The sequence below is a fragment of the Chryseobacterium camelliae genome (assembly GCF_002770595.1).
GTDB lineage: Bacteria > Bacteroidota > Bacteroidia > Flavobacteriales > Weeksellaceae > Chryseobacterium > Chryseobacterium camelliae.
The window spans coordinates 4,260,194-4,280,616 of the sequence record NZ_CP022986.1; the positions used below are offsets into that span (position 1 = coordinate 4,260,194).

General features: G+C 39.1%; 14 protein-coding genes and 1 pseudogene. 3 read left to right on the forward strand and 12 right to left on the reverse strand.

The annotated features are described in order from the left end of the window. Positions 1-143: 143 nt before the first annotated feature. The 7 genes and pseudogenes from CGB83_RS19525 to CGB83_RS19550 all read right to left on the reverse strand — a co-directional run bounded on the left by CGB83_RS19525 (position 144) and on the right by CGB83_RS19550 (position 10,410). A complete protein-coding gene (locus CGB83_RS19525; RefSeq protein WP_157761469.1) occupies positions 144-578 on the reverse strand; it encodes a hypothetical protein in 435 nt (144 codons plus the stop codon). A gap of 105 nt (positions 579-683) precedes the next feature. Beyond that, the gene (locus tag CGB83_RS20495; protein ID WP_228420194.1) at positions 684-1,085 is read right to left on the reverse strand and encodes a hypothetical protein; all 402 of its coding nucleotides are present in this window, start codon (positions 1,083-1,085) and stop codon (positions 684-686) included. A gap of 156 nt (positions 1,086-1,241) precedes the next feature. Then, positions 1,242-1,702: pseudogene (locus tag CGB83_RS20500) on the reverse strand (RHS repeat-associated core domain-containing protein); the annotation flags it as partial. 174 nt (positions 1,703-1,876) lie between these two features. Next, the gene (locus CGB83_RS19535; protein ID WP_100077337.1) at positions 1,877-2,272 is read right to left on the reverse strand and encodes a hypothetical protein; all 396 of its coding nucleotides are present in this window, start codon (positions 2,270-2,272) and stop codon (positions 1,877-1,879) included. After that, complete coding sequence (locus tag CGB83_RS19540; RefSeq protein ID WP_100077338.1) at positions 2,269-5,652, reverse strand: DUF6443 domain-containing protein; 3,384 nt, start codon at positions 5,650-5,652, stop codon at positions 2,269-2,271. The genes CGB83_RS19535 and CGB83_RS19540 overlap by 4 nt, the downstream gene beginning before the upstream one ends. A 10-nt stretch (positions 5,653-5,662) precedes the next feature. Beyond that, positions 5,663-8,734, reverse strand: coding sequence for an RHS repeat domain-containing protein (locus CGB83_RS19545; protein WP_100077339.1), 3,072 nt, complete (start codon positions 8,732-8,734; stop codon positions 5,663-5,665). A gap of 2 nt (positions 8,735-8,736) precedes the next feature. Further along, positions 8,737-10,410, reverse strand: coding sequence for a T9SS type A sorting domain-containing protein (locus CGB83_RS19550; protein ID WP_100077340.1), 1,674 nt, complete (start codon positions 10,408-10,410; stop codon positions 8,737-8,739). A 262-nt stretch (positions 10,411-10,672) separates the two neighbouring features. Between CGB83_RS19550 and CGB83_RS19555 the strand changes: the two genes are divergently transcribed. After that, positions 10,673-12,322: an ABC1 kinase family protein gene (locus CGB83_RS19555; protein WP_100077341.1), complete on the forward strand. Its 1,650-nt coding sequence runs from the start codon at positions 10,673-10,675 to the stop codon at positions 12,320-12,322. A gap of 157 nt (positions 12,323-12,479) precedes the next feature. Next, positions 12,480-13,832 carry a DEAD/DEAH box helicase gene (locus CGB83_RS19560; protein ID WP_100077342.1) on the forward strand — a complete coding sequence of 451 codons (1,353 nt, stop codon included), beginning with the start codon at positions 12,480-12,482 and terminating at the stop codon, positions 13,830-13,832. A gap of 61 nt (positions 13,833-13,893) precedes the next feature. On the opposite strand, the gene CGB83_RS19565 is transcribed toward CGB83_RS19560, so the two are convergent. The 5 genes from CGB83_RS19565 to CGB83_RS19585 form a co-directional block, all read right to left on the reverse strand. Further along, on the reverse strand, positions 13,894-14,550 hold the full coding sequence (locus tag CGB83_RS19565) for a GDSL-type esterase/lipase family protein (RefSeq protein ID WP_100077343.1): 657 nt from the start codon (positions 14,548-14,550) through the stop codon (positions 13,894-13,896). Positions 14,551-14,619: 69 nt separating this feature from the next. Beyond that, positions 14,620-15,081, reverse strand: a complete 462-nt coding sequence (locus tag CGB83_RS19570) for a lipocalin-like domain-containing protein (RefSeq protein ID WP_100077344.1) — start codon at positions 15,079-15,081, stop codon at positions 14,620-14,622. Between the two features lie 192 nt (positions 15,082-15,273). Continuing rightward, positions 15,274-16,437, reverse strand: a complete 1,164-nt coding sequence (locus CGB83_RS19575; RefSeq protein ID WP_100077345.1) for an iron-containing alcohol dehydrogenase — start codon at positions 16,435-16,437, stop codon at positions 15,274-15,276. Positions 16,438-16,636: 199 nt separating this feature from the next. Next, positions 16,637-17,242 (reverse strand): hypothetical protein, encoded by a 606-nt coding sequence (locus CGB83_RS19580; RefSeq protein ID WP_100077346.1) that lies wholly within the window; start codon positions 17,240-17,242, stop codon positions 16,637-16,639. Positions 17,243-17,278: 36 nt separating this feature from the next. Next, the gene (locus CGB83_RS19585) at positions 17,279-17,683 is read right to left on the reverse strand and encodes a hypothetical protein (protein WP_157761470.1); all 405 of its coding nucleotides are present in this window, start codon (positions 17,681-17,683) and stop codon (positions 17,279-17,281) included. A 168-nt stretch (positions 17,684-17,851) separates the two neighbouring features. Between CGB83_RS19585 and CGB83_RS19590 the strand changes: the two genes are divergently transcribed. Then, positions 17,852-20,386, forward strand: a complete 2,535-nt coding sequence (locus CGB83_RS19590) for a phosphoenolpyruvate carboxylase (protein ID WP_100077348.1) — start codon at positions 17,852-17,854, stop codon at positions 20,384-20,386. Positions 20,387-20,423: the final 37 nt, after the last annotated feature.

Sequence of the window (20,423 nt, forward strand, 5' to 3'; positions counted from 1 at the left end):
TCATAAACTATGATAAAAATTTTAGTGATATCTATAAAAATGAAATAGGCTGCTTATTTAAGGCAGCCTGTAAATTATTATATAATTAAAAATTACGTTTGAATAATCTTAAGTAATTTTCTGGTATTTGCACAATCGAACCTCTAATTTTTTAAGTATTTTTTATAAAAGAAAATGGTTAATACTGCAAAACTAATTATTGCTTTTACTAATCCATCTAAACTTAATGTTTTTTGAGATGTAAAATAAGCATAAAGGAAATACTCAATAGATAGAATACCAAATATAATAATAAAAAAAAGATATTTATTTTCTATTTTGAAAGAATAATACAAAGGAGCAGAGAATATTATGACATCCAAAACAGGAAAAAATAGCATAATCCATAGGAAGTAAAATAAGTCTTCTCCACTTCTAATATTGCTAAAATTCAATACTCCATAACTACTGTTTGCAATCATCAGAAAGATGTAAAATATTATATATTTTATAAATGTACATATACATATATTTAAAAAAGTAGGTTTAAACATATTACTTTCTTTTATAAAATTTTGATGGATAATAAGAGTAATCATATACGGCCTGTTTTGTAGCTATGGTTCCGGAGCCTGTAAATGTGGATAAATATCCTTTTAATGGTGCTGTATGAGTTCCGACAAAAGAAGGCTGTTTATAGTTCATTAATGTTGTTCCTGTATTGTTAGCTTTAAAGTTGCAGAAGGAAATATATTGGTATATGCATTTAGAGATAAATTACCGCTTTCTCTATCAAAACTGATGTTTAGCTTTTGAGCTACATCTACAATTTTGAAGCCCATTGCGTTTAATTCAGATTCTTCAAATTTAGGAATACTTGCGTGCTGTTCATATTCAAATCCTGCACCTTTAGTTATGAAATGATTATTATCACCTCCTTTTCCATGATAAAAATCTCTACCTTCAAATAATCCAAAGGTTCTGCCTATTTTTGGACTACCTTTTTCTAATTCTCCTGATAAACCTACTAATTCACCTTCATTATTTTCCTGAGCGGAAATATTTATGGTAGTATTTAGTTTATCACCTTCTGGCAAACTTCCCATTGGACCATCATAGTTATTGGCTATGTAACTATTGAAAGTAAAGAATAGTTCTTTTCCTAAATAAGTTTCTCCATTTTTTGTCGTAGCTTGAGAGTTTGCATTTTTATCCCAATAAATACTTCCATCTTCTCTTTTAACAAAATCATTTACTCCTCGTCCATCCGGATCTATAAAACGAATAGGATTTTCATTGCATAATTATAAGTAGAGTATCTACGATATTGTTCCGCCAGCGGATCCACTACACCCCATCTTCCAATATCCGGCATATAGAACCTCGCTCCATAATCATACATTCCCGTCTCTGTTTGCAGCTCCTTTCCATTATACTTATACTGGTAAGCATTCTGTGTCGGGCCTGGATAATTATGAAGTAACCCAAAAGGATAATAAGTATTCACTTCCGTAATCTCTCCTGATTTCCATACTGTATAACAAACATTTCCGGCCGGAGAAATCGTACAGGTTCTCCCCTGATAGCTTCTTGGCTGTATTGATCCATCTCTATTGGTATCAGTATAGCTCAATCGTATGTTTCCTAAATGATCTGTATAATTATAAACATACTGGCTCAGCAAATCATTATAATACCCTTCTGACGTCGGAATAATCCTCAATTTTATCACAGGGATTTCATCCGGGTCATCAATAACAAATCCTCCGTCATCTGGCTTCTCATAGGATTTTTGAATTTCTTACATATGGTTAACAGATAGATAATTCTTCACTATAGAAATAAAATTTAAATCAAGAATGAATTTCGCCTAAAACTTCAGATACTTTACCAACGATTAATCAATTAATCTAATCAGTTCTCCCAAATATAATTTTTTATTATTCAGATTATAATTTTGTGGAATATTTATGATATATTCTTTTTTGTTTTTTAAATCACTTTTTTGCAACGATATAGCTGTATTTTGCAAACCGTTATAATTTCTGATAAAATCAGATACAGGAAGATCATCTTTATCAATGACATATAAAGTATCACTGGTATGAATATTTCTTACCAAATAGAAATTCGACTGGCTTTTTTCCTCTGCGGGGTAATAAGATAATAATTCGACGTAAATGTTTTTTTGTGGTTCGATTAAATCAGAAAAAACTACTTTCTTTTCAGCTAAAATTTCTTTTTTCTTGCATGAAAGAAAAGCTAAGAATACAACTAAAATTATACTTTTCATTTTGTATTTACTGGATTTATATTTTTATTATTTAGTTTGCCTGCTTTGTACAATCTATACATCCTATTAATCTGTTTAACAGTAAAACCTGTAGGTTTGGCAATAGCTCCTTGTATCATAAAATTACTTTTGGATGTTTCAAAAGTTTCAGAAAGCCCAAATATTGAATCATTGGTTGACATAGCAGGATGTTGTAATCCACCTGTATGACCAATTTCATGCGGCAATGTTTTACTATTTGTACCATCTATTATATCATCCACATAATTTTCATTGATAGAAACTTCCTTGCCATTCATTGCAATCCCCACAACATTGGATTTGCCATCTTTATAAACATCAAATTCTTTAGAATTAGAATCTTTGATTTCAAGTAGGGTATCTGTATTTTTCAGATCCTTCTTATCGTTTATAGATCTAATATTGACACTTGTTGTGACAGTATAATTTGGGTTTTTATCTATGTTATTAAAGATAGCTTTAGTTTGTGATTGAACTGTTGCTGCAAACTTTTTCATATCAATTTTTTTATTTGAAGAACTGTTGAGTACAGCTCCAGTAAATGTTATTTGATAATGAGTTGTATTTGTTTTTTTATCATAACTCTGTGTTATAACCCAATCCTTTCCATCTGGATCAATCATCATAATTGGATTGTTTGCAGCATACATCATTGGATTTGAGTCTGGATGTTTCTCCGCCAACGGATCCACCACACCCCATCTACCGATGTCCGGCATATAGAACCTCGCTCCATAATCATACATTCCCGTTTCTGTTTGCAGCTCCTTTCCATTGTACTTGTATTGGTAAGAAGGATTTCCCGTTAACCCATTGTATCCTTCATGCTTTAATCCAAATGGATAATAATTGTTTTCTTCAAGAACCTCTGCGCCATTTCCATTATTGAAATAACTTAACCGTACATTTCCTAAATGGTCAACATAATTGTAAATATACTTATTATTTTCAAAATTATAATATCCTTCTGGTGTGGGTACGAATTGTAACACATACCCTGAGTCGTATGGATTCTGTGCTGTACTGGATTTGTTATATTTCCTTTTATACTGAAAACCATCCAGGTAATTGATGTACGTATAATCCGTAGTGTATGGATTGACATAATTTATAGTTTTTTCAACCTTAACGCCATCTGCCCGATATTTATAATCAATTTTGTTTCCTTCGCCCGGCATTCCGAATCCACCTCCTTGTACCATATTGACGTTTGAAGGAAGATTCAGATAATTATAGGTAATGGCTTTTATGTTTTTATCCGGGTGGCTTGTCATATTGCCATTCAGATTATAACTTATCGTATTTCCACCTATAGGATATCCCAAATTATTACCAGAGTTATCAATTACCCTATCTAACTTATTTCCAGTATAGCCATAGTCTAATTCATCAATCATTTGAGCCTGATTAGTATCCATCAATCCGTACCTGTCTATATGGGTAATATTTCCATTTAAATCATACGAAAGCCATTCATCGTATGCCATGGTACTCACTACTGTATTATTGGGCTTAGAGTACATGGCATAAAACATCCTGTTTAAACTATCGTATTGATAAGTATACCTTCTTAAAACATGATCATTTGTCGTTTTCCAGTCAATCTGTGAAATATTCCCGTTATATCTGATCAGTGAGCTAGAAACATTGGTGGGATTTTGATACTTTATTTCGTATCCAAAGAGCTTTCCGCCTGTAAGGGTCGCAGAAGGATCATTGATCTTAGTCATCCATCCGCGGATGTTATACGCATAGTCTATGCTCTGTAACGGATTTGAAGCAGATACGCCGCCTACTTTCTTATTGGTTAGCTGTGAAAGTTCGTTATAGGTATTCTGCGCCAGGATTTCCTCAGGATTATTATCCACTTTATGCTTATGGACCAGAAGCCTGTTCTGGCTGTCATACTGGAAGGTCTCGGTAATGACCCGCTCCGTATCCGTAGATAACCTTTTATGTTTGGTAATGGTTTGCTGAGGAATCCCTGCAAAATCAAGCAGGGATTCCGTGTGGGTATAACCGCCTAAATGATTAATGGAATACGTAATGACCGGCCTTCCTTTCATATCGTAACCGGTATAATTCTTCGTCCAGTTGTCGTCCTCTATATTCTTAAGGTAAGATGCTAAAGGAAGGCTTTTGGTACTTACTGCTACGCCCGGTCCTGCCTGGGGAAGTAGAGCCTGGCCCAGCACCTGGGAAGTCGTTATAGGAGAACCCGGTGGATAGGTGTCGTAATAATTAACGGAAAAAGCCTTATCAAAGTAAGGAAAGTGTCCGTTGGTGTAATAGATCTGCATCCCGTCACTTTTGGCAAAACCTGTATTATCACGGTTTTCCGTAACCACACCCACGATCATATCCTGCATCTCCAGCCTGCTTCCTCCCTGAACAATCCCGGTGATAATAGCTCTCCCGAAAGTATCATATTTGGTGAACAGCCATTTGGCCGTAGGACGCATCACAGCATCCTGAGTGAAAATAAGCCGGTCTGCTTTATCATAGACCAGATATTCCCAGCCTTTTCCCGGAACTTTCTTTTCCACCAGACGGTTCCTGCCGTCATAACGGTATTGGTAACATAAGTTATCCAGAGTGCTTTGATCTAAGGCCGAACTCACAGAAGCCAGGGGAGGTATAACAAATGCCAGCTGATTATATTCATTGTACACATAATATGTATCAGCATTTTCTGTGGCACTCAATACTTTCCTGACCAGTACGGTCTGGCCCTGTCCGTTTTTAAACTCTATGGTTATATTACCATCCTCATCGGTTACGGTATTTTTATACAGCTGGCTGGCTCCATAAGTACCGGAAGAACTCAAGGAAGAAGAAGTGGCATTATTTACCGTAGTGGTGGTGGTTGCATATTTTTTTACTTCTCCTGCTGCATTGGCATCATACCGGAAGCTGACCGGATGATTCTGCCAGTCCGATCCGGGCTGGACCTGGGAGAGTACCCGGTCCAATGGGGAGTTCTCCAGGTTTTTATGGGTGAAGGGAAAGCTATCGTTATGGTAGCTTTGGGCCGAGGCTTCCACTCCTGACTGGATGCCTCCGTTCTGGGTAGCCATGGGAACAGGAAGAAAGGAGTCTGCCTGCCTTCCAAACCCGTCATAAGGAATGGGGGTAACTAAGTCTTTCCCTGAAGGGGAGGCTTTGACATTCACGACCTGTTTTGGCCTTCCAAGCCCGTCAAAGTACTGGACGGTCTCTGAGGTCTTAGGCAATAAAGCCGAAGGGTCTGATAAATAGGTTTTGCTGTATACATAGTTTTCGGTTGTGCTCGGGGAGGCCTGTCCATAGGACATACCTGATATCAGTAAGCAGCTGGCCGGGATAAGTATTTTTTTCATGATTTGCTTTTTAGTTTTTGTAGTTGTACTTAAATTCTTTCAGCACCTTCTTATCGGAATCAATAACTTTCTCAAGCCTGTTGGCAGCGTCGTACCTGTAGTATTCCCGGATCCCGGAAGGCGGGGTAATGCTCCTGACGCCGATCAGCGGGTCATAGGTATAGGTGGAGATCTGGTAACCGGAAAGGGAAGCATCACTCCTGAAAGTATCCAAAGCTGAGATAAGGTTTTGTTCAGAGGTTTCGGTTCCATTCTGGGCATCGGTATTGGAGGCGTTCACAATGGTATCAATCAGCGACTGGGAAATACCGGAAAGCTGCGCACCCTCTATTTTAGCGATCGGGTGGGTATGGTCATAGCCCCAGATTATCACTGTGGAGATGCCGTCTTTGGTTGTATACTGCTGCAAATTGCCTTTGGAATCGTATTTGTCATATGTAACTTCAGTATAAGAGTTATTATTGTTTAAAAGATCATAAGTAAGTATGGAAGTCGGATTATAGTGGCTAGTATCATTGTAATTTGTAGTCTGATAAAGAATTTGTCTACCATTCTTGTAAACCCTTTTTTCAGTATTTTCGGATAATATATTTGCCTGTGACAATCTTGGAATCAGTGACGAATATGAAAAGCTTTCAGATATTTGAGTAGATGCCGGTGTTAGTGTGGACTTTTGGCTCAGAAGATTGTTATCATTGTAATAATTTGTTATTACCGTCTGCAGTTCTTGTCCATTGATATAGTCAATAATCGTGCTGCTTGACAACAAACTCTCTTTTGAAAAAATTGAAAACTGGCCGATAATTGATATAGGGACATTCATTCTTCCTCCATCAACTGTACAATAATTAAGATACCTACTTGTTTTCTGAAAAGATGTGCCATAATATATATTGGAATACACTGTATTGTAACTATTTATAGTTTCTTTTATTTTTAAGTTACTACTATTATAAGTGTACTGACTTAATATATTACCATTATCTGTTCCATTTGCTTTAATTGAAGGCATAACTACAGGCAATTGTTCCTCATAAAAAAGGTAATATTTATCTGGATTATTGCTATAATAAGTTTCTATTTTATATGAAGTTTGATCTAATACATTTTTAATTATTTTAGTAACTTTTGAATACCCCAAAATATCTCCCGAAGATAAGGATGAAGCTGTATTGTCATTAGCCCCTTTCATAGTTACAACAGAATAACTTTTTATACCCCCTTTACATCCTCCAAGAGAAGGCATTGATTCATAAGTAGTATAAGTAGCATTTTTTATCAATGATAATGGGTTCATTGATATTCCTCCTTCATATAAAAAATCCGTCTCATTTACTTTATTATTATTACTATTATAATCAAACTGTGATTTTAGTCTTAATCCTCCACCAACATTTAATTTGCTAGTCCAATTTGTCGGAAAAAATAAATTATTTGCAGTATTAAGTTCATAATCAAATATTGAATACCCTTTAGTAGGATAAATTACTTTTTCTAAAATTCCAGCTTTTGCAAATAAAATGTCTGCATTTTTCTTATTATTATTTAAGTCTGTTATGGGGATGTTAATTGAAATATTAAAGTCATTTGGGTTAGGATATAGTGTTTTGTTAGTATTACCGCCATTATATAATCCCCAATAATCTGTTGAATTTGATACTTTTGAAGGTAATTCGATTGTATTATATTCAAATAAATATTTTTCATCATTTCCATTTAATATTAATGAATTAAGCTTGAGCCTTTTATATTTCCTATTATTATCAAAATCATTTAAAGTTGGATCATTAGAATTTGATAATGAAGTAAAATAATCATAATCGAATATAATATTTCTAACAGTGGACTCTGAATAGTTTTTTAAAACAATATTATCTAACTTTTTTGTTGGATAATCAAGCCTATTTGAATAATTAAAAACTATACGACCAAAATTACCAGTAATTGTTTTTATTAAAGATTGATTATATATTTTAGACTTTATAATCAATGACGGCACTTCATAAAGATTAACTACTGTTGTACCAAAATAAGGTGGTGGTGATCCTGGTGTCATATAATCATATTGACCATCGGCTCCCCAACCATCATTAGTTGGTATGTTCGAACCATTTCCTCCTATAGTTTGGGTATAATTATATGTATAATTAAGATTCCTAGAAGTAGGAGGAAGTATATCTACATCATAATGCTCATATTCTAATTGAATAATATTATTATTTATATCCGTAATTTTAGTCAAATGATAATTTCTTTGATCTTTTTCCATACTAAAAATCCCTATCTCTTCCTTATCTGCAAATTCATAGGTATTTCCATTAGGAGCAATTATCTTAAATATATCATTGATATAAGTTATTTTGTAGCCTTTGTTATCTAAAGTCTTAAAATTGAAGTTATGAGAAGCTCCATATTGTGATGTTTCATAATTTTCATCTATAAATAATATTTTTTCCCCAAATAAATTTAATGTAAAGACATCAGGAGATGTGTCATAGTTAATATTATTGTTAATGTCTTTAAAGATCCCATTTATTGGAAGAATAATATCTTGTGACCAAAAATAAGAGTATTTTCCTTTTTCAGGTTGCTTTATAAAATCAGTTGGCACTGGATAACCTGCTTTCTTCAAATAATATTTTTGATTATAATTAAGTATGGGAAATGGTGGCCCGTCTGGATTATATGATAGATCTACCTTTAAACTTGCAATTCCTGACAAGTCATTATAGCCTAAAACACTTTGAGTAATTGTTGGCAACGGTATGTCCCATCCTAATCCTACACTAGTGGCTTCATCCCGAGCTTTAATTCCATTTCCTGATATATACTGTAAAACTAATCCGAATTTTATATTTCCCGATTTAACATCGAATAAAGGGATCCCTAAAGAATTAGTGCCTGTATATTCATTATTCTGTATATCTCCATATCTTAAGAAAGATGACGTTGTTGGAGCATTAGGAGTATTATTAAAATAATAATTCTTATATCTTTCATCAATTTGAGCCTTGATATTATATATTATAAATATCAAAAAAAGCATAAATATCTTGTTAGTAATTCTTTTTAATAATATCATAGTTATTTTTTAATCAGTTTAGCACTTGCTGTTTTGTTATCACTGGTTTTTACGCTCACCAGGTAAGCCCCCTGCACCAAAGCCTGGGTATTAATCTTAGTTATTGTGTTCTTCGTCTTCATGCTCTGAAGCTGCCTTCCGCCCATATCATACACGCTGATCTCAGCTTCAAACGCTCCCGCTCTCTGGCCCTCAAACCCTATTTCTACATACGCATAATCTGAGACCGGGTTCGGGTAGATCCTGATATCCTGCTTCTCGATCAGCTGGTCGATCTGGCTGTCGTCAAGCTTCACGATCTTCCAGTTTTCTTTACCCAACTCCTCTGCGCTGGTTCCGGCCAGGATAATGGAACCGTCACGGTTCAGCTTAATATCTGATAGTCTTTCCTCTTTCTTGCCGGATTCTCCCTTCACGTGCTTCCGCCACTGCTCATTGCCATTCTGGTCCAGGTACAGCATCCAGAACTTCTCATCATCAGATTCGATCCTTCCTTCTGCCTGCGTATAACCACCTAATAGAATCCCTTTAGTAGTATCCTGTCCATCTTGGCTCTTGGTTCCTGATTCTTGGTTCTTGGTTCCCAGCTCCTGGCTCTTAACCTTACTCACCACACTCATCCCCATCAAAACATCCCGGTTCTTAAAGCTATAGGATTTCTGCCAGCTTTCTTCTCCTCTCTCATTTAACGCGATAAGCCAGATATCAGTCCCTTCTTCTATGCCCACGGTTTTATTCCCTGATCTTTCCGATCTGGATTCACCTCCAATCAGGTAGCCGGTAGAAGTGAGAGCCAATGTTCTCAAATGATCATCACCTTTGCCGCCGAAATTCTTTTCCCACTCGACCTTGCCTTCTTTCGACAGCTTGACAATCCAATAGTCGCCTTCCCCGTAGTTTTCGACCGATTTAGCATAATTGATAAGTGATGATTGATGAGTGATTTTATCATTTATCAATGATCGATCATCATTTATACTAACGCTTCCGCTCCTGGAATACATCCCTAATAAGGCACCGCCGTCTTTCGTCGGGATCATCTTTTCCACTTCGTCCAGGCCTCTGCCGCCTAAGATCAATTGGGAGATCTCCTTGCCGTTTTTATCCAGCCTGATGATCCAGGCATCTTTGGAACCGTAGCCTTTCGCTGAGTTTTGGACATTCCCGGCCACAAAGAATCCTAAATCCGTGGTCTGGATCACCGACCTCGCTTCTTCATCCGAAGCAGTGCCTAAAGTCTTCTGCCACAACTCATCTCCAAACTCATTGATCCGAACCAACCAGATGTCTGATCCACCTTTAGAATCCTCCTTCTTATCTAACCCCTTTCCGCTGAACGAAGTTCCTGCCAGAAGGGATCCTCCTTCCTGGGTATTCACCGTAGCGGAAAGAAAATCATGGTTTTGCCCTGAGAAATATTTTTCCCAAACCTGTTCTCCTGACTGGTTAAATTTTATCAGGTGATAGTCGTAGCCCAGGTTTTGATTGCTTTCCCCAGAAAGCTTTTTGGATTGGATTGAGCTTCCGGTAATTAAGTACTGCTGGTCAATGGTGGTGGTTACCTGGGACAGGAAATCCTGTGAGGAAGACTCAATGTCTTTCTGCCAGAGGACATTCTGGGCAGACATACTCAGAACTGCGCATAAGAAATAAGCGCCGGTGTAGAATTTCTTCATATCTGTGTTTGTATTAAGGTTATTGTTCTTATTTTGATAAAAATTTCGCGGCTAAAATACTCTTTTTACTTCACCGGTAAAAGAGGCAAAATGATAATTTAACAGGATGCTGATCATTATTTAATCATCCTGTAACAAAGATACATGCGCAAAGCGACAAAACTTGTCGTATTAAAATAAAAAATCAATTTCATGCAGTAGCTAATATAATCCAGCTCTTGGGAACAATTTTTGGAGTACATTGCAGCCATTAATAACACATATGTTTGATAAGCAACAAAGAAAGCTGAAACGGTCAGCGCGGCTGATCTCGGTACTCAGCAAATACGGATTCAGGGATCTGCTGGCCAGGATGAACGGCGGCAATAAACAGGAATATGCGGGCGGCGATGTTGATCAGGATGCTCCAAAAGGAACGGTGTACGAGAGGATCAGGATGGTTCTGGAAGAACTCGGGCCTACCTTTGTTAAGCTTGGACAGTCATTCAGCAACCGGGAAGACCTGCTGCCGGTTGAGCTGATCCGCGAACTGGAAAAACTTCAGGATAAGGTGGAAACCGTAGCCATGAATGTAGAGGAAATCCTTGAGAATGAACTTAACATTTCCGTTACGGAACATTTTATTGAAATCAATGAAAAGCCTCTGGCTACGGCATCTATTGCACAGGTGTACCGTGCTGTACTGAAAGACGGAAGTCCGGTTATTCTTAAGATTAAAAAACCGAACGTGCAGGCTGTTATCGAAGATGACCTGCTGCTGATCAAAGACCTCGAAAAACTCGTTTCTTCCTATTCTGAAATAGGGGAGCGCCTTAACCTGAAGCAGGCGATTTCCACCTTTGAAAAATCGCTCCTGGAAGAAATCTCCCTGATCAACGAGAAAGAAAATATCCTGCAGTTTGCAAGGAATTTTAAAAATGACCCTGAGACCTATGTCCCCAAAGTATATGAGGAACTTTCCAATAATAATGTGCTGTGCATGGAATTCATTGACGGGATTAAAGTGACAGACCTGTCAGGGTTGCAGAACCATGGGATTGACCCGGTGAAAATCTCCGAAGTAGGATTAAGGCTTTTTGTTTCACAAATCCTTGATTACGGCTTTTTCCATGCCGATCCGCATGCCGGCAATATCCTGGTAAAAAAAGACGGAAGAGTCGTGTTCATCGATTTTGGGGCGGTAGGAAAGATTCAGCCGAATGATAAGGAGATTCTTGAAGAGCTTATTGTAAGTTTTGTAGCTAAAAATGCACGCAAAATCGTACGTTCCCTTAAAAAAATGGCGATCAAATATGAAATCCCGGATGAAAGAAAGTTTGAGGCAGATGTACAGGAAATCATCAATTATATCCATAGTTCTTCCTTGCAGGACATTGATGTGCAGGATATCATCAATACCATGAAAGATGTGCTGCAGGAAAACCGCCTGTATATGCCGGGCTATTTTTACCTTCTGTTCAAAGGCATCAGCCTGATAGAAGGGGTAGGACGGAATATCAATCCGGACCTTGATGTGGTGAAAAGCCTGCATCCGTACACCAAAAAAATCCTTGCCCGGAAAATAAACCCTAAGAACTTGCTCAAAAGCGGCATGGACCGTATGATGGATTTTACAGACAGTGTGGATGAAATCCCAAGAGAACTCAGGTCTGTCCTCCAGAAACTGGATGAAAATAAATTCACGGTTTCCAGCGAAATTAAAAATATGGATGCCATAGGCAAGCTGATCAAATCCAGTGTCACCAATATCATTTTAGCCATTGTGCTGGGAGCTAATATCATTGCAACAGCGGTGATTATGGTTTCTGAAAAAGGACCGAAGGTAGGAGAAATGTCCGTGATTGCCATATTAGGGTTTATTTTTTCCGTTTTTCTGGTGTTGGTGCTTTTGCTGAGGGTGAACAGGAAATGAATATATGAGTAATGAGCAATGGTTAATGGGTAATTTGAAGTGTACGGGTTAAGATTTTTTTATGAATGAGTGGTTGAAACAGAAAATGTAGGGGCTGACTGTACAGTGTATATCAGGGTTTTGAGAATGACAAATAATTAATACCTATCTTTGCACCATGGAAAAACTCACTTTTGCAGATTTCGACCTTCCGGTTAAGATCCTTGATGTTTTGGCAGATATGGAATTGTTTGAGCCTACGCCTATCCAGGAGAAAAGCTTAAAGCCTATACTTTCCGGCAGGGATGTTATGGGAATTGCCCAGACCGGAACCGGAAAAACATTGGCTTACCTGTTGCCGGTGCTCAAAACCTGGAAATATAACAAAAACGGCAATCCTACTGTTGTCATCCTGGTTCCTACACGAGAACTGGTTGTTCAGGTAACGGAAATTCTGGAAAAACTGACTGAAAATATTACGGCTAGAGTAATCGGCATCTATGGCGGAAAAAACATCAATACCCAAAAACTGCTGTTCAACGATGGCTGTGATATCCTGGTGGGAACACCGGGAAGGGTTATGGATTTAGCGATTGATAATGCCATTTCACTTAAGGAAGTTCAGAAACTGATTATTGATGAGTTTGATGAAATGCTGAATTTAGGATTCAGGCCACAGCTGACCCATATTTTTGAAATGATGAAGGGGAAGAGGCAGAACATTCTTTTCTCCGCTACCATGACGGAAGCCGTGGATGAAATGCTGGATCAGTATTTTGCCAGTCCGGTAGAGATTTCCCTGGCCAAATCCGGGACTCCGCTGGAAAAAATAGACCAGTCTGCCTATAAAGTGGAAAACTTCAATACCAAGATCAATCTCCTGGAGCATCTGTTGAAAAACGATTCGGAAATGTCCAAAGTTTTGATTTTCAATAATAATAAAAGGCATGCAGATCTTTTATTCAACAAAATAGAAGAGCTATTCCCGGAACAGTTTGATGTGATCCATTCCAACAAATCTCAGAATTACAGGCTGAAAGCCATGAAAAGATTTGAACATGAAGAAATCCGCGGACTTATTACGACAGATGTTATGGCAAGGGGACTTGATATTTCAAATATTACCCATGTGATCAATTTCGAAGTTCCGGATGTTCCTGAACAGTATATTCACCGGATCGGTAGGACCGGTAGGGCAGATAAGGATGGTAAAGCCATCACTTTTGTAACTAAAAAAGAGGAAACACTCGTCCTGGACATCGAATTGCTGATGGATAAGGAATTAAAATACCTTGATTTTCCGGAGGCTGTTAAAATCAACCCTAAAAAGATCGCTGCAGAGGAAGAGAATATTGTGATGAAAAACCCTGCCCAGGTAAAGCTGAATGAGGGCGGCGGCGCATTCCATGATAAGATAGACAAAAACAAAAAAGAGAACTGGGGTGGCCCTTCAAAAAGGAAAGCGCCTAAGAAGTTCGGTGCCAACCGTGCCCAGCAGAAAGCAAAATCGAAATCCAAAAGAAAGAAATAATAAAAATTCCCGGAAAACAATTTTCCGGGAATTTTTATTATGGATTGACTTAAAGCTATATTTATTTCATATAAGGTTTCATGACAGAGGTCCAGAGGCGGTAGCCTTCAGGCGTCATGTGGAGCATATCTTCCACAAAAAGGTCCTTCCTTACATTTCCGGAAGCATCCTGCATCACTTTGGTGATATCAATAAACTCAGCATTCAGTTCCTTTTTCATAAAAGCCGCAATTTTTTTGTTGGCTTCCTTCATCTGCGGCCATAGGTTTTCGCGGCTTGGCGAATACTTTATGGAGATATAATCGACTTCAATTTTTGGAAACCGTGCCCGGATCTTTTTATAAAAAGTCTTGAAGCGGTCAACCACCACCTGGGCTTTCAGATCTTTATTGTCTGCAAAATCATTTTCACCGCAGTAGACAATAATCTGTTTGGGCTGGTAAGGATTGAGGAGATCATCGGCATAATCATTCAGGTCTGTTAGCCTGGATCCTCCAAAACCCCTGTTGATAATCGTCTTATCCGGGAAATAGCTTGCAACATCGGTCCATTTGGTAAAGGATGAGCTCCCGATCAGGAGGATCGCATCTTTGGGCGGCGGGTTTTCCTGATCCAGTTTTTTGAAATTCTGGATGTCCTGCCAGTACATCGGCTTCTTTTCCTGTGAAAAGAAAAGGGCAAAAGTCAGCAGTAGAAATGCTGATAACGTCTTCTTCATTGTTTACTGTTTTAATACATTAATTCTTCGTTTCATAAAAAACTCCCGATATTTCGGGAGCCTTCTTTTTTATCTTTTGTAAGAGATATAGGTGACATCCACCACCTGATCTCCGTTTTCGTCTATATTATCAAATAATTTCATCAGCTTCAGTTCCGTACTGGTCAGGATAACCACTTTATATTTCCTTTCGCTGTCATTCAGGTATTTGATGTTCAGGTTTTTGGTATCGGTATCATAAGTATATGTTCCCTCAGTTTTCCCGTTGACCTGGCAGTTGGTTCCGCTTCCTGAATAATACGTATAAGAGGTAGAGTAATCAATACTGAAATAATAAGTGTCTTTTACAGCACACCCGGTAGGGGTGGAAGTTGACAGTACTGTTTTATTATCTTTTCCGGAAATAACTTCTTTTTTGACTTCTTTCCAATCTCCTTTCATCATGTCTAATTCATATCCCTGAATGTCATCATCATTACATGAAGTAAGAGCCAATGCGGAAAAGGCAAATAAAAGTAGCTGTTTTTTCATTTTTACAAATTTAGAATATGCTAAAATATAAATAAATTTGAAATATCCGTAATGAAATCACGGTTTTTTAAATGAATGTATACAGATAAAAGATTTATAAAAGAAGTGCAGATGGGAATTTCAGGTCATACAGATCAGAATTCCAAAAATAAAGGTTCTTATTTCCAAATCCTGATCTGAATTCCTGGTATCTTAATAACTCATTTCTACAATCTGATAAGCATCTTCCGGACTTAAGGCTTTATATTCTCCCAATCCGAGCCAGTTTCTTTCCGTAAACGCTTTTTGCACACGCTCAGCGGTATTCTGATAATCCGCTACATAGTCTGAAAGCCTGGTACGGATGTTCAGGCTGTGGAAAAATGCTTCCATTTTCCTGATTCCGGCTTCTGCTTTTTCTTCCAGGCTGCCTTCAGTTATATTCCATACCCTTTCCGCATATTGAGCCAGTTTTTCTTTTTTCGTCTCAAAATTATACCGGTAATGTGAAGGCGCAATGATCGCGAGCGTTCTTGCATGATCGATACCGTAATAGGCGGTCAGCTCGTGGCCCATGGCATGTACTGCCCAGTCGGTAATTACCCCTTTCTGAATCAGCCCGTTCAGGGCCATGGTACAGCACCACATGAAATTTCCGGCTGCATCATAATCAAAATCTTCGGCCATTACTTTAGGGGCAGTCTGCTGCAGGCTGACCAGGATACTTTCTGCGATCCTTTCCTGCAGGTCTGCTGATGAAGGCGCTGTCATGTACTGCTCCAAAACATGGGTGTAGGCATCGGCAATTCCGTTAGCAATCTGGTTTTTCGGAATTGACCGTACAACTTCAGGATCCAGTACGGAAAACTGTGGGAATAATCCGGGACCGCCGGAGGACAGTTTTTCATTGGTCTCCCTTCTGGAAATCACATATCCTGAATTCATTTCCGAACCGGTTGCCGGTAACGTAAGGATGGTTCCGAACGGCATTCCCTGGCCTTCGAAGGTCCGTACCGGTTTCTTCAGGATTTCCCATGGTTCGCCTTCATATTCAGCTGCGGCAGATAAAAATTTAGTTCCGTCGATCACAGAACCGCCACCAACGGCTAACAGATAATTGATATTCTTTTCTTTGATGAAGTTAAGGGCATTGATCAGTACTTCATATTCAGGATTGGCCGGCACACCACCGAATTCATAGAATTCAAAGCCGGCCAGGGCCTTTCTTACCTGGTCGTACACCCCGTTGTTTTTAATGCTTCCGCCTCCGTAAATCATTAATATTTTAGCTCCCTCAGGAATCTCTTTTTCAATTTTGGCAATTTCACCTTTGCCGAAAAATATTTTGGTTGGATTTTTAAACTCGAAATTAAGCATTGTTCTAAATTTATGGTAGACCAAATTTACGGATTGCCCGGTGAAAACTGAGTTAATAAAGTTTTAAAATTGATATGATGCATTTTTATGAAAGCTATTGCATCGATTAGGAAATGTAAAATATACTATTATTAAATCTATTAAACCTTGTCAGGGTTCTGAACCCTGACAAGGTTTAGCAATGTCTGACATCTCGTTATTAATCCTTGATGCAGTCTTTCCCTTTAAAATAGATCCCGTTGCTTTTGCTTTTCAAATGGCCGGTCTTCCTGTTGATGGTAATGAAGAACGATTCTTTCGTCGACGGGCATTTCTTTATTTTCGAAAGGTAAAGGAATACAGACTGGTCATCCATTGCATAGGAACTTCCCATAGTTGCGGACATATCAACAATAAATCCATAGGTATTGGCGATCAGGACGGCTTCCGGCAGGTTATCTACCGAGCCGATGAAATCCCTGAGCTGCCGCTCGGTAAAAAAGTATTGTGCCTTTCCGCTCTCGCAGGCCAACAGGTAGGAGAAGCAGTTTTCGCCGATGCACTGCTGGAAGAATCCTTTTTCCGGAGCCGGGTCATTGATCGTCATATAGGGAGGCATCTGGCTTTCATAGATCACAGCTTTGTCAGGATCCGTATTGTTGCGGAGGACAGACCAGTAATCATATTTTTTATCGGGAATAATAAAGGGATAAAGCAGTTCCGTATTATCAAGGATTTCCGGGATTCTTTTAAAGTCGGAGGGAATTGATTTCTGAGCGCATGCTGAAACAAAACATAAAAAAAGAGCCGGGAAAAGTAATTTCATTGGAAATGCATTTTTGCAGGGATAAAGAAGCATATACTATTCCAATATGATCTTATAATACCCATTTTCGTCCTTTACATCAATGCCAATTCCCGTAAATGTCAGCTTATTGATCTGATAACCGTCACAGCCGCCTTTGAATTCTGAAGACTGAATGGTAAAAGTGAAGTTCCTGAGATTGGAAGTGAAGGCATAGTTTTTTGTCCCGTTGTAAGCGCCTACATTTTCCAGAATCAGCATGTCTTCGCTGGTTTTGGTAAGTTGTATGGTATTCTGGCTTTCCTCTTTCACGGAATAGTTCGTCAGCATCCCGTTGGTAATCAGGTTTTCATTGTTGGCATTCACCAGTTTAAAAGCGATCGGCTGAGGGGCGTTATAGCAGGTTTCGCCACAGGCCGTGAGCATAAAAGATGCTGAAAGAAATAGTAAGAGTTGCTTCATAGGTTACGCTGATTTCTGTGCAATTAAAAGTAATGATTAAAAACGTAGCTTTAAAATTATTTTTCCCGAGGATATTAATTCCGGATGATCAAAGAAATTAATCAAAATTTAACTGGATTTCAGCGGTACACGATTTGAATTCACTGCAAAATCCATTACATTTGTTATATGATACACGACCAGCGCGCAGAAAAATTCAGGCAGATCGTTGAAAATAAATACCAGATCTATAACTCACTCTTCATGAGTTTGCCTTATGATAAAATGACCAATATCGGGATGCTATTGCCTTTCCTCAGCGAAGAAAGCAAGGCAGGCTATGAAGCCGGAAAAACCCCCGAGGAAATTGTTGAAGAATTTTTTAAAAACCATACCGACCTGCAGACGGAAGAGCAGAAGCTTGAACTGCTGTTCAAGATCATTCAGTACATCGAACGCCAGGTTGTGCTGTTCGACAGTATAGAAGATGCTGCGTTTCCGAATCTCCATTCGGAAAGCGACAGCGGTACCATAACACATTTGTATGAACGCTCCGTCCAGGACCATAAGCTGGATAAAGTGCGGGAAAAGCTGGAAGATTTCTCGGTAAAAATTGTTTTTACCGCGCATCCTACCCAGTTTTATCCAAGTTCGGTACAGCGGATCATCCAGGACCTGAGAAAAGCTATTGCATCAGACTCTGTCACCAACATCGATATGCTGTTGCAGCAACTCGGGAAAACCCCGTTTGTGAATAAAGAAAAACCTACGCCTGTGGATGAGGCTATGAGCATTATTTCATACCTGAGATATGTGTATTACGATACCATCGGCGAACTATTTACCAAGATCCGGAAAATGTTCGGAAACGGTAATTTCCATTTGCCCGAAGACATTATCCAGCTGGGATTCTGGCCGGGCGGTGACCGGGACGGAAATCCTTTTGTAACGGCTGAAGTAACAAAAACAGTAGCCTGCGAACTGCATTCTGCTATCCTGAAATCTTATTACAGCCATCTGAAGTACATCAGACGAAGGTTGAGCTTCAGGGGAGTTTCTGAGGTTCTGCAGCAGCTGAACGATGAGCTGTATGCCGCTATTTTCAACGGCGGGGACATCAGTGCGGAAGATATCCTGAAAAGAGCAGCTGAGGCGGAAGATATCCTGATCAGCCAGCATAACGGTCTGTTTCTGGACCTGCTCATCAACTTCAGGGACCGGGTGAAGATTTTCGGGACGCATTTTGCCACCCTGGATGTCCGTCAGGACAGCAGAATCCATCAGAAAGTCATTGATGAAGTCTTTGCAAAGCTGCATGGTAACCAGGAAGCTGGTTTTGAAGAAAAATTCAGCCTGTTGATCCAGCAGTCCGGACAGGTGAATCCCGATGACTTTGAAGATATTGTTAAAGATACCTTGCTTACCGTGTCACAGGTTGAAGAAATCCAGCAACTGAACGGGATGAGAGGCATGAACCGGTATATCATTTCCAATTCCGATGCCGTGAAAGATGTGATGAACGTCTATGCCTTTTTTAAGGTTTGCGGATACCGGGATGAAGATATCAAAATGGATATCGTTCCGCTTTTTGAAACGATGGAAGGCTTAGCCAATGCCGAAAAAGTAATGCGTGACCTGTATCATCATCCTGTATACCAGAAGCATCTGGAAAGGAGAGGACGTCATCAGACCATCATGCTCGGATTTTCAGACGGGACAAAAGACGGCGGATATCTGAAGGCCAACTGGGAAATCTACAAAGCAAAAGAAGTGCTGACGAAGCTTTCGGAAGAAAACGGAATCAAGGTCGTGTTCTTTGACGGAAGGGGAGGACCGCCGGCAAGAGGCGGCGGAAAAACCCATGATTTCTATGCTTCTCAGGGAAAAACCATTGCAAACCACAAGATTGAGCTGACCATACAGGGGCAGACCATTACCAGTATTTTCGGCAATAAGGAACAGGCTACCTTTAATTTTGAACAACTGCTGACCGCAGGGATCGAAAATGATGTGTTCAAAAATTCCAAAAAAGATCTTACGGATGAAGAGAGAGCACTGATCAGAGAACTCGCAGAAATCAGCTATCAGAAATATTCAGACCTGAAAGCGCATCCGATGTTTGTGCCTTACCTCCAGGAAATGAGTACCCTGGAATATTATGGCAAAACCAATATCGGAAGCCGGCCTTCCAAGCGCGGGAACGGCAATGAACTTAAATTTGAGGACCTGCGCGCGATTCCTTTCGTAGGATCGTGGTCCCAGCTGAAGCAGAATGTTCCGGGGTTTTTCGGGTTCGGCTATGCCATGCAGCAGATGAAAGAGCAGGGAAGGTTTGAAGAGGTGAAGGAATTATACAAAGGCTCCGACTTTTTCAAAACATTAGTCCTGAACTCCATGATGAGCATGAACAAAACCTATTTCCCGCTGACCTATTACATCAGGAATAACCCGAAATTCGGGGAGTTCTGGAATATCCTGTTCCATGAATACCGGCTTTCCAAAGATATTATGCTTGAGCTTACCGGTTTCCATATGCTCCAGCAGGAAGATACGTTGTCCAGAAAGTCGGTGAAAATCAGGGAGCGGATTGTTTTGCCGCTGTTAAGCATCCAGCAGTATGCACTGATGAAAATCCAGAAAGGAGAAGGCAATAAGGAGGCTTATGAAAAGCTGGTGACCAGGTCCCTGTTCGGGAATATCAATGCGAGCAGGAATTCGGCGTAACAAAACTTATTGATCAAGACAATAAAATAAAACCATC

What these genes read in the sequence shown, in the direction of transcription:
- CGB83_RS19525 (WP_157761469.1), bottom strand. Translation starts at nt 578, where the DNA reads ATGATTACTCTTATTATCCATCAAAATTTTATAAAAGAAAGTAATATG.
- CGB83_RS20495 (WP_228420194.1), bottom strand. Translation starts at nt 1,085, where the DNA reads ATGGGAAGTTTGCCAGAAGGTGATAAACTAAATACTACCATAAATATT.
- CGB83_RS19535 (WP_100077337.1), bottom strand. Translation starts at nt 2,272, where the DNA reads ATGAAAAGTATAATTTTAGTTGTATTCTTAGCTTTTCTTTCATGCAAG.
- CGB83_RS19540 (WP_100077338.1), bottom strand. Translation starts at nt 5,652, where the DNA reads ATGAAAAAAATACTTATCCCGGCCAGCTGCTTACTGATATCAGGTATG.
- CGB83_RS19545 (WP_100077339.1), bottom strand. Translation starts at nt 8,734, where the DNA reads ATGATATTATTAAAAAGAATTACTAACAAGATATTTATGCTTTTTTTG.
- CGB83_RS19550 (WP_100077340.1), bottom strand. Translation starts at nt 10,410, where the DNA reads ATGAAGAAATTCTACACCGGCGCTTATTTCTTATGCGCAGTTCTGAGT.
- CGB83_RS19555 (WP_100077341.1), top strand. Translation starts at nt 10,673, where the DNA reads ATGTTTGATAAGCAACAAAGAAAGCTGAAACGGTCAGCGCGGCTGATC.
- CGB83_RS19560 (WP_100077342.1), top strand. Translation starts at nt 12,480, where the DNA reads ATGGAAAAACTCACTTTTGCAGATTTCGACCTTCCGGTTAAGATCCTT.
- CGB83_RS19565 (WP_100077343.1), bottom strand. Translation starts at nt 14,550, where the DNA reads ATGAAGAAGACGTTATCAGCATTTCTACTGCTGACTTTTGCCCTTTTC.
- CGB83_RS19570 (WP_100077344.1), bottom strand. Translation starts at nt 15,081, where the DNA reads ATGAAAAAACAGCTACTTTTATTTGCCTTTTCCGCATTGGCTCTTACT.
- CGB83_RS19575 (WP_100077345.1), bottom strand. Translation starts at nt 16,437, where the DNA reads ATGCTTAATTTCGAGTTTAAAAATCCAACCAAAATATTTTTCGGCAAA.
- CGB83_RS19580 (WP_100077346.1), bottom strand. Translation starts at nt 17,242, where the DNA reads ATGAAATTACTTTTCCCGGCTCTTTTTTTATGTTTTGTTTCAGCATGC.
- CGB83_RS19585 (WP_157761470.1), bottom strand. Translation starts at nt 17,683, where the DNA reads ATGAAGCAACTCTTACTATTTCTTTCAGCATCTTTTATGCTCACGGCC.
- CGB83_RS19590 (WP_100077348.1), top strand. Translation starts at nt 17,852, where the DNA reads ATGATACACGACCAGCGCGCAGAAAAATTCAGGCAGATCGTTGAAAAT.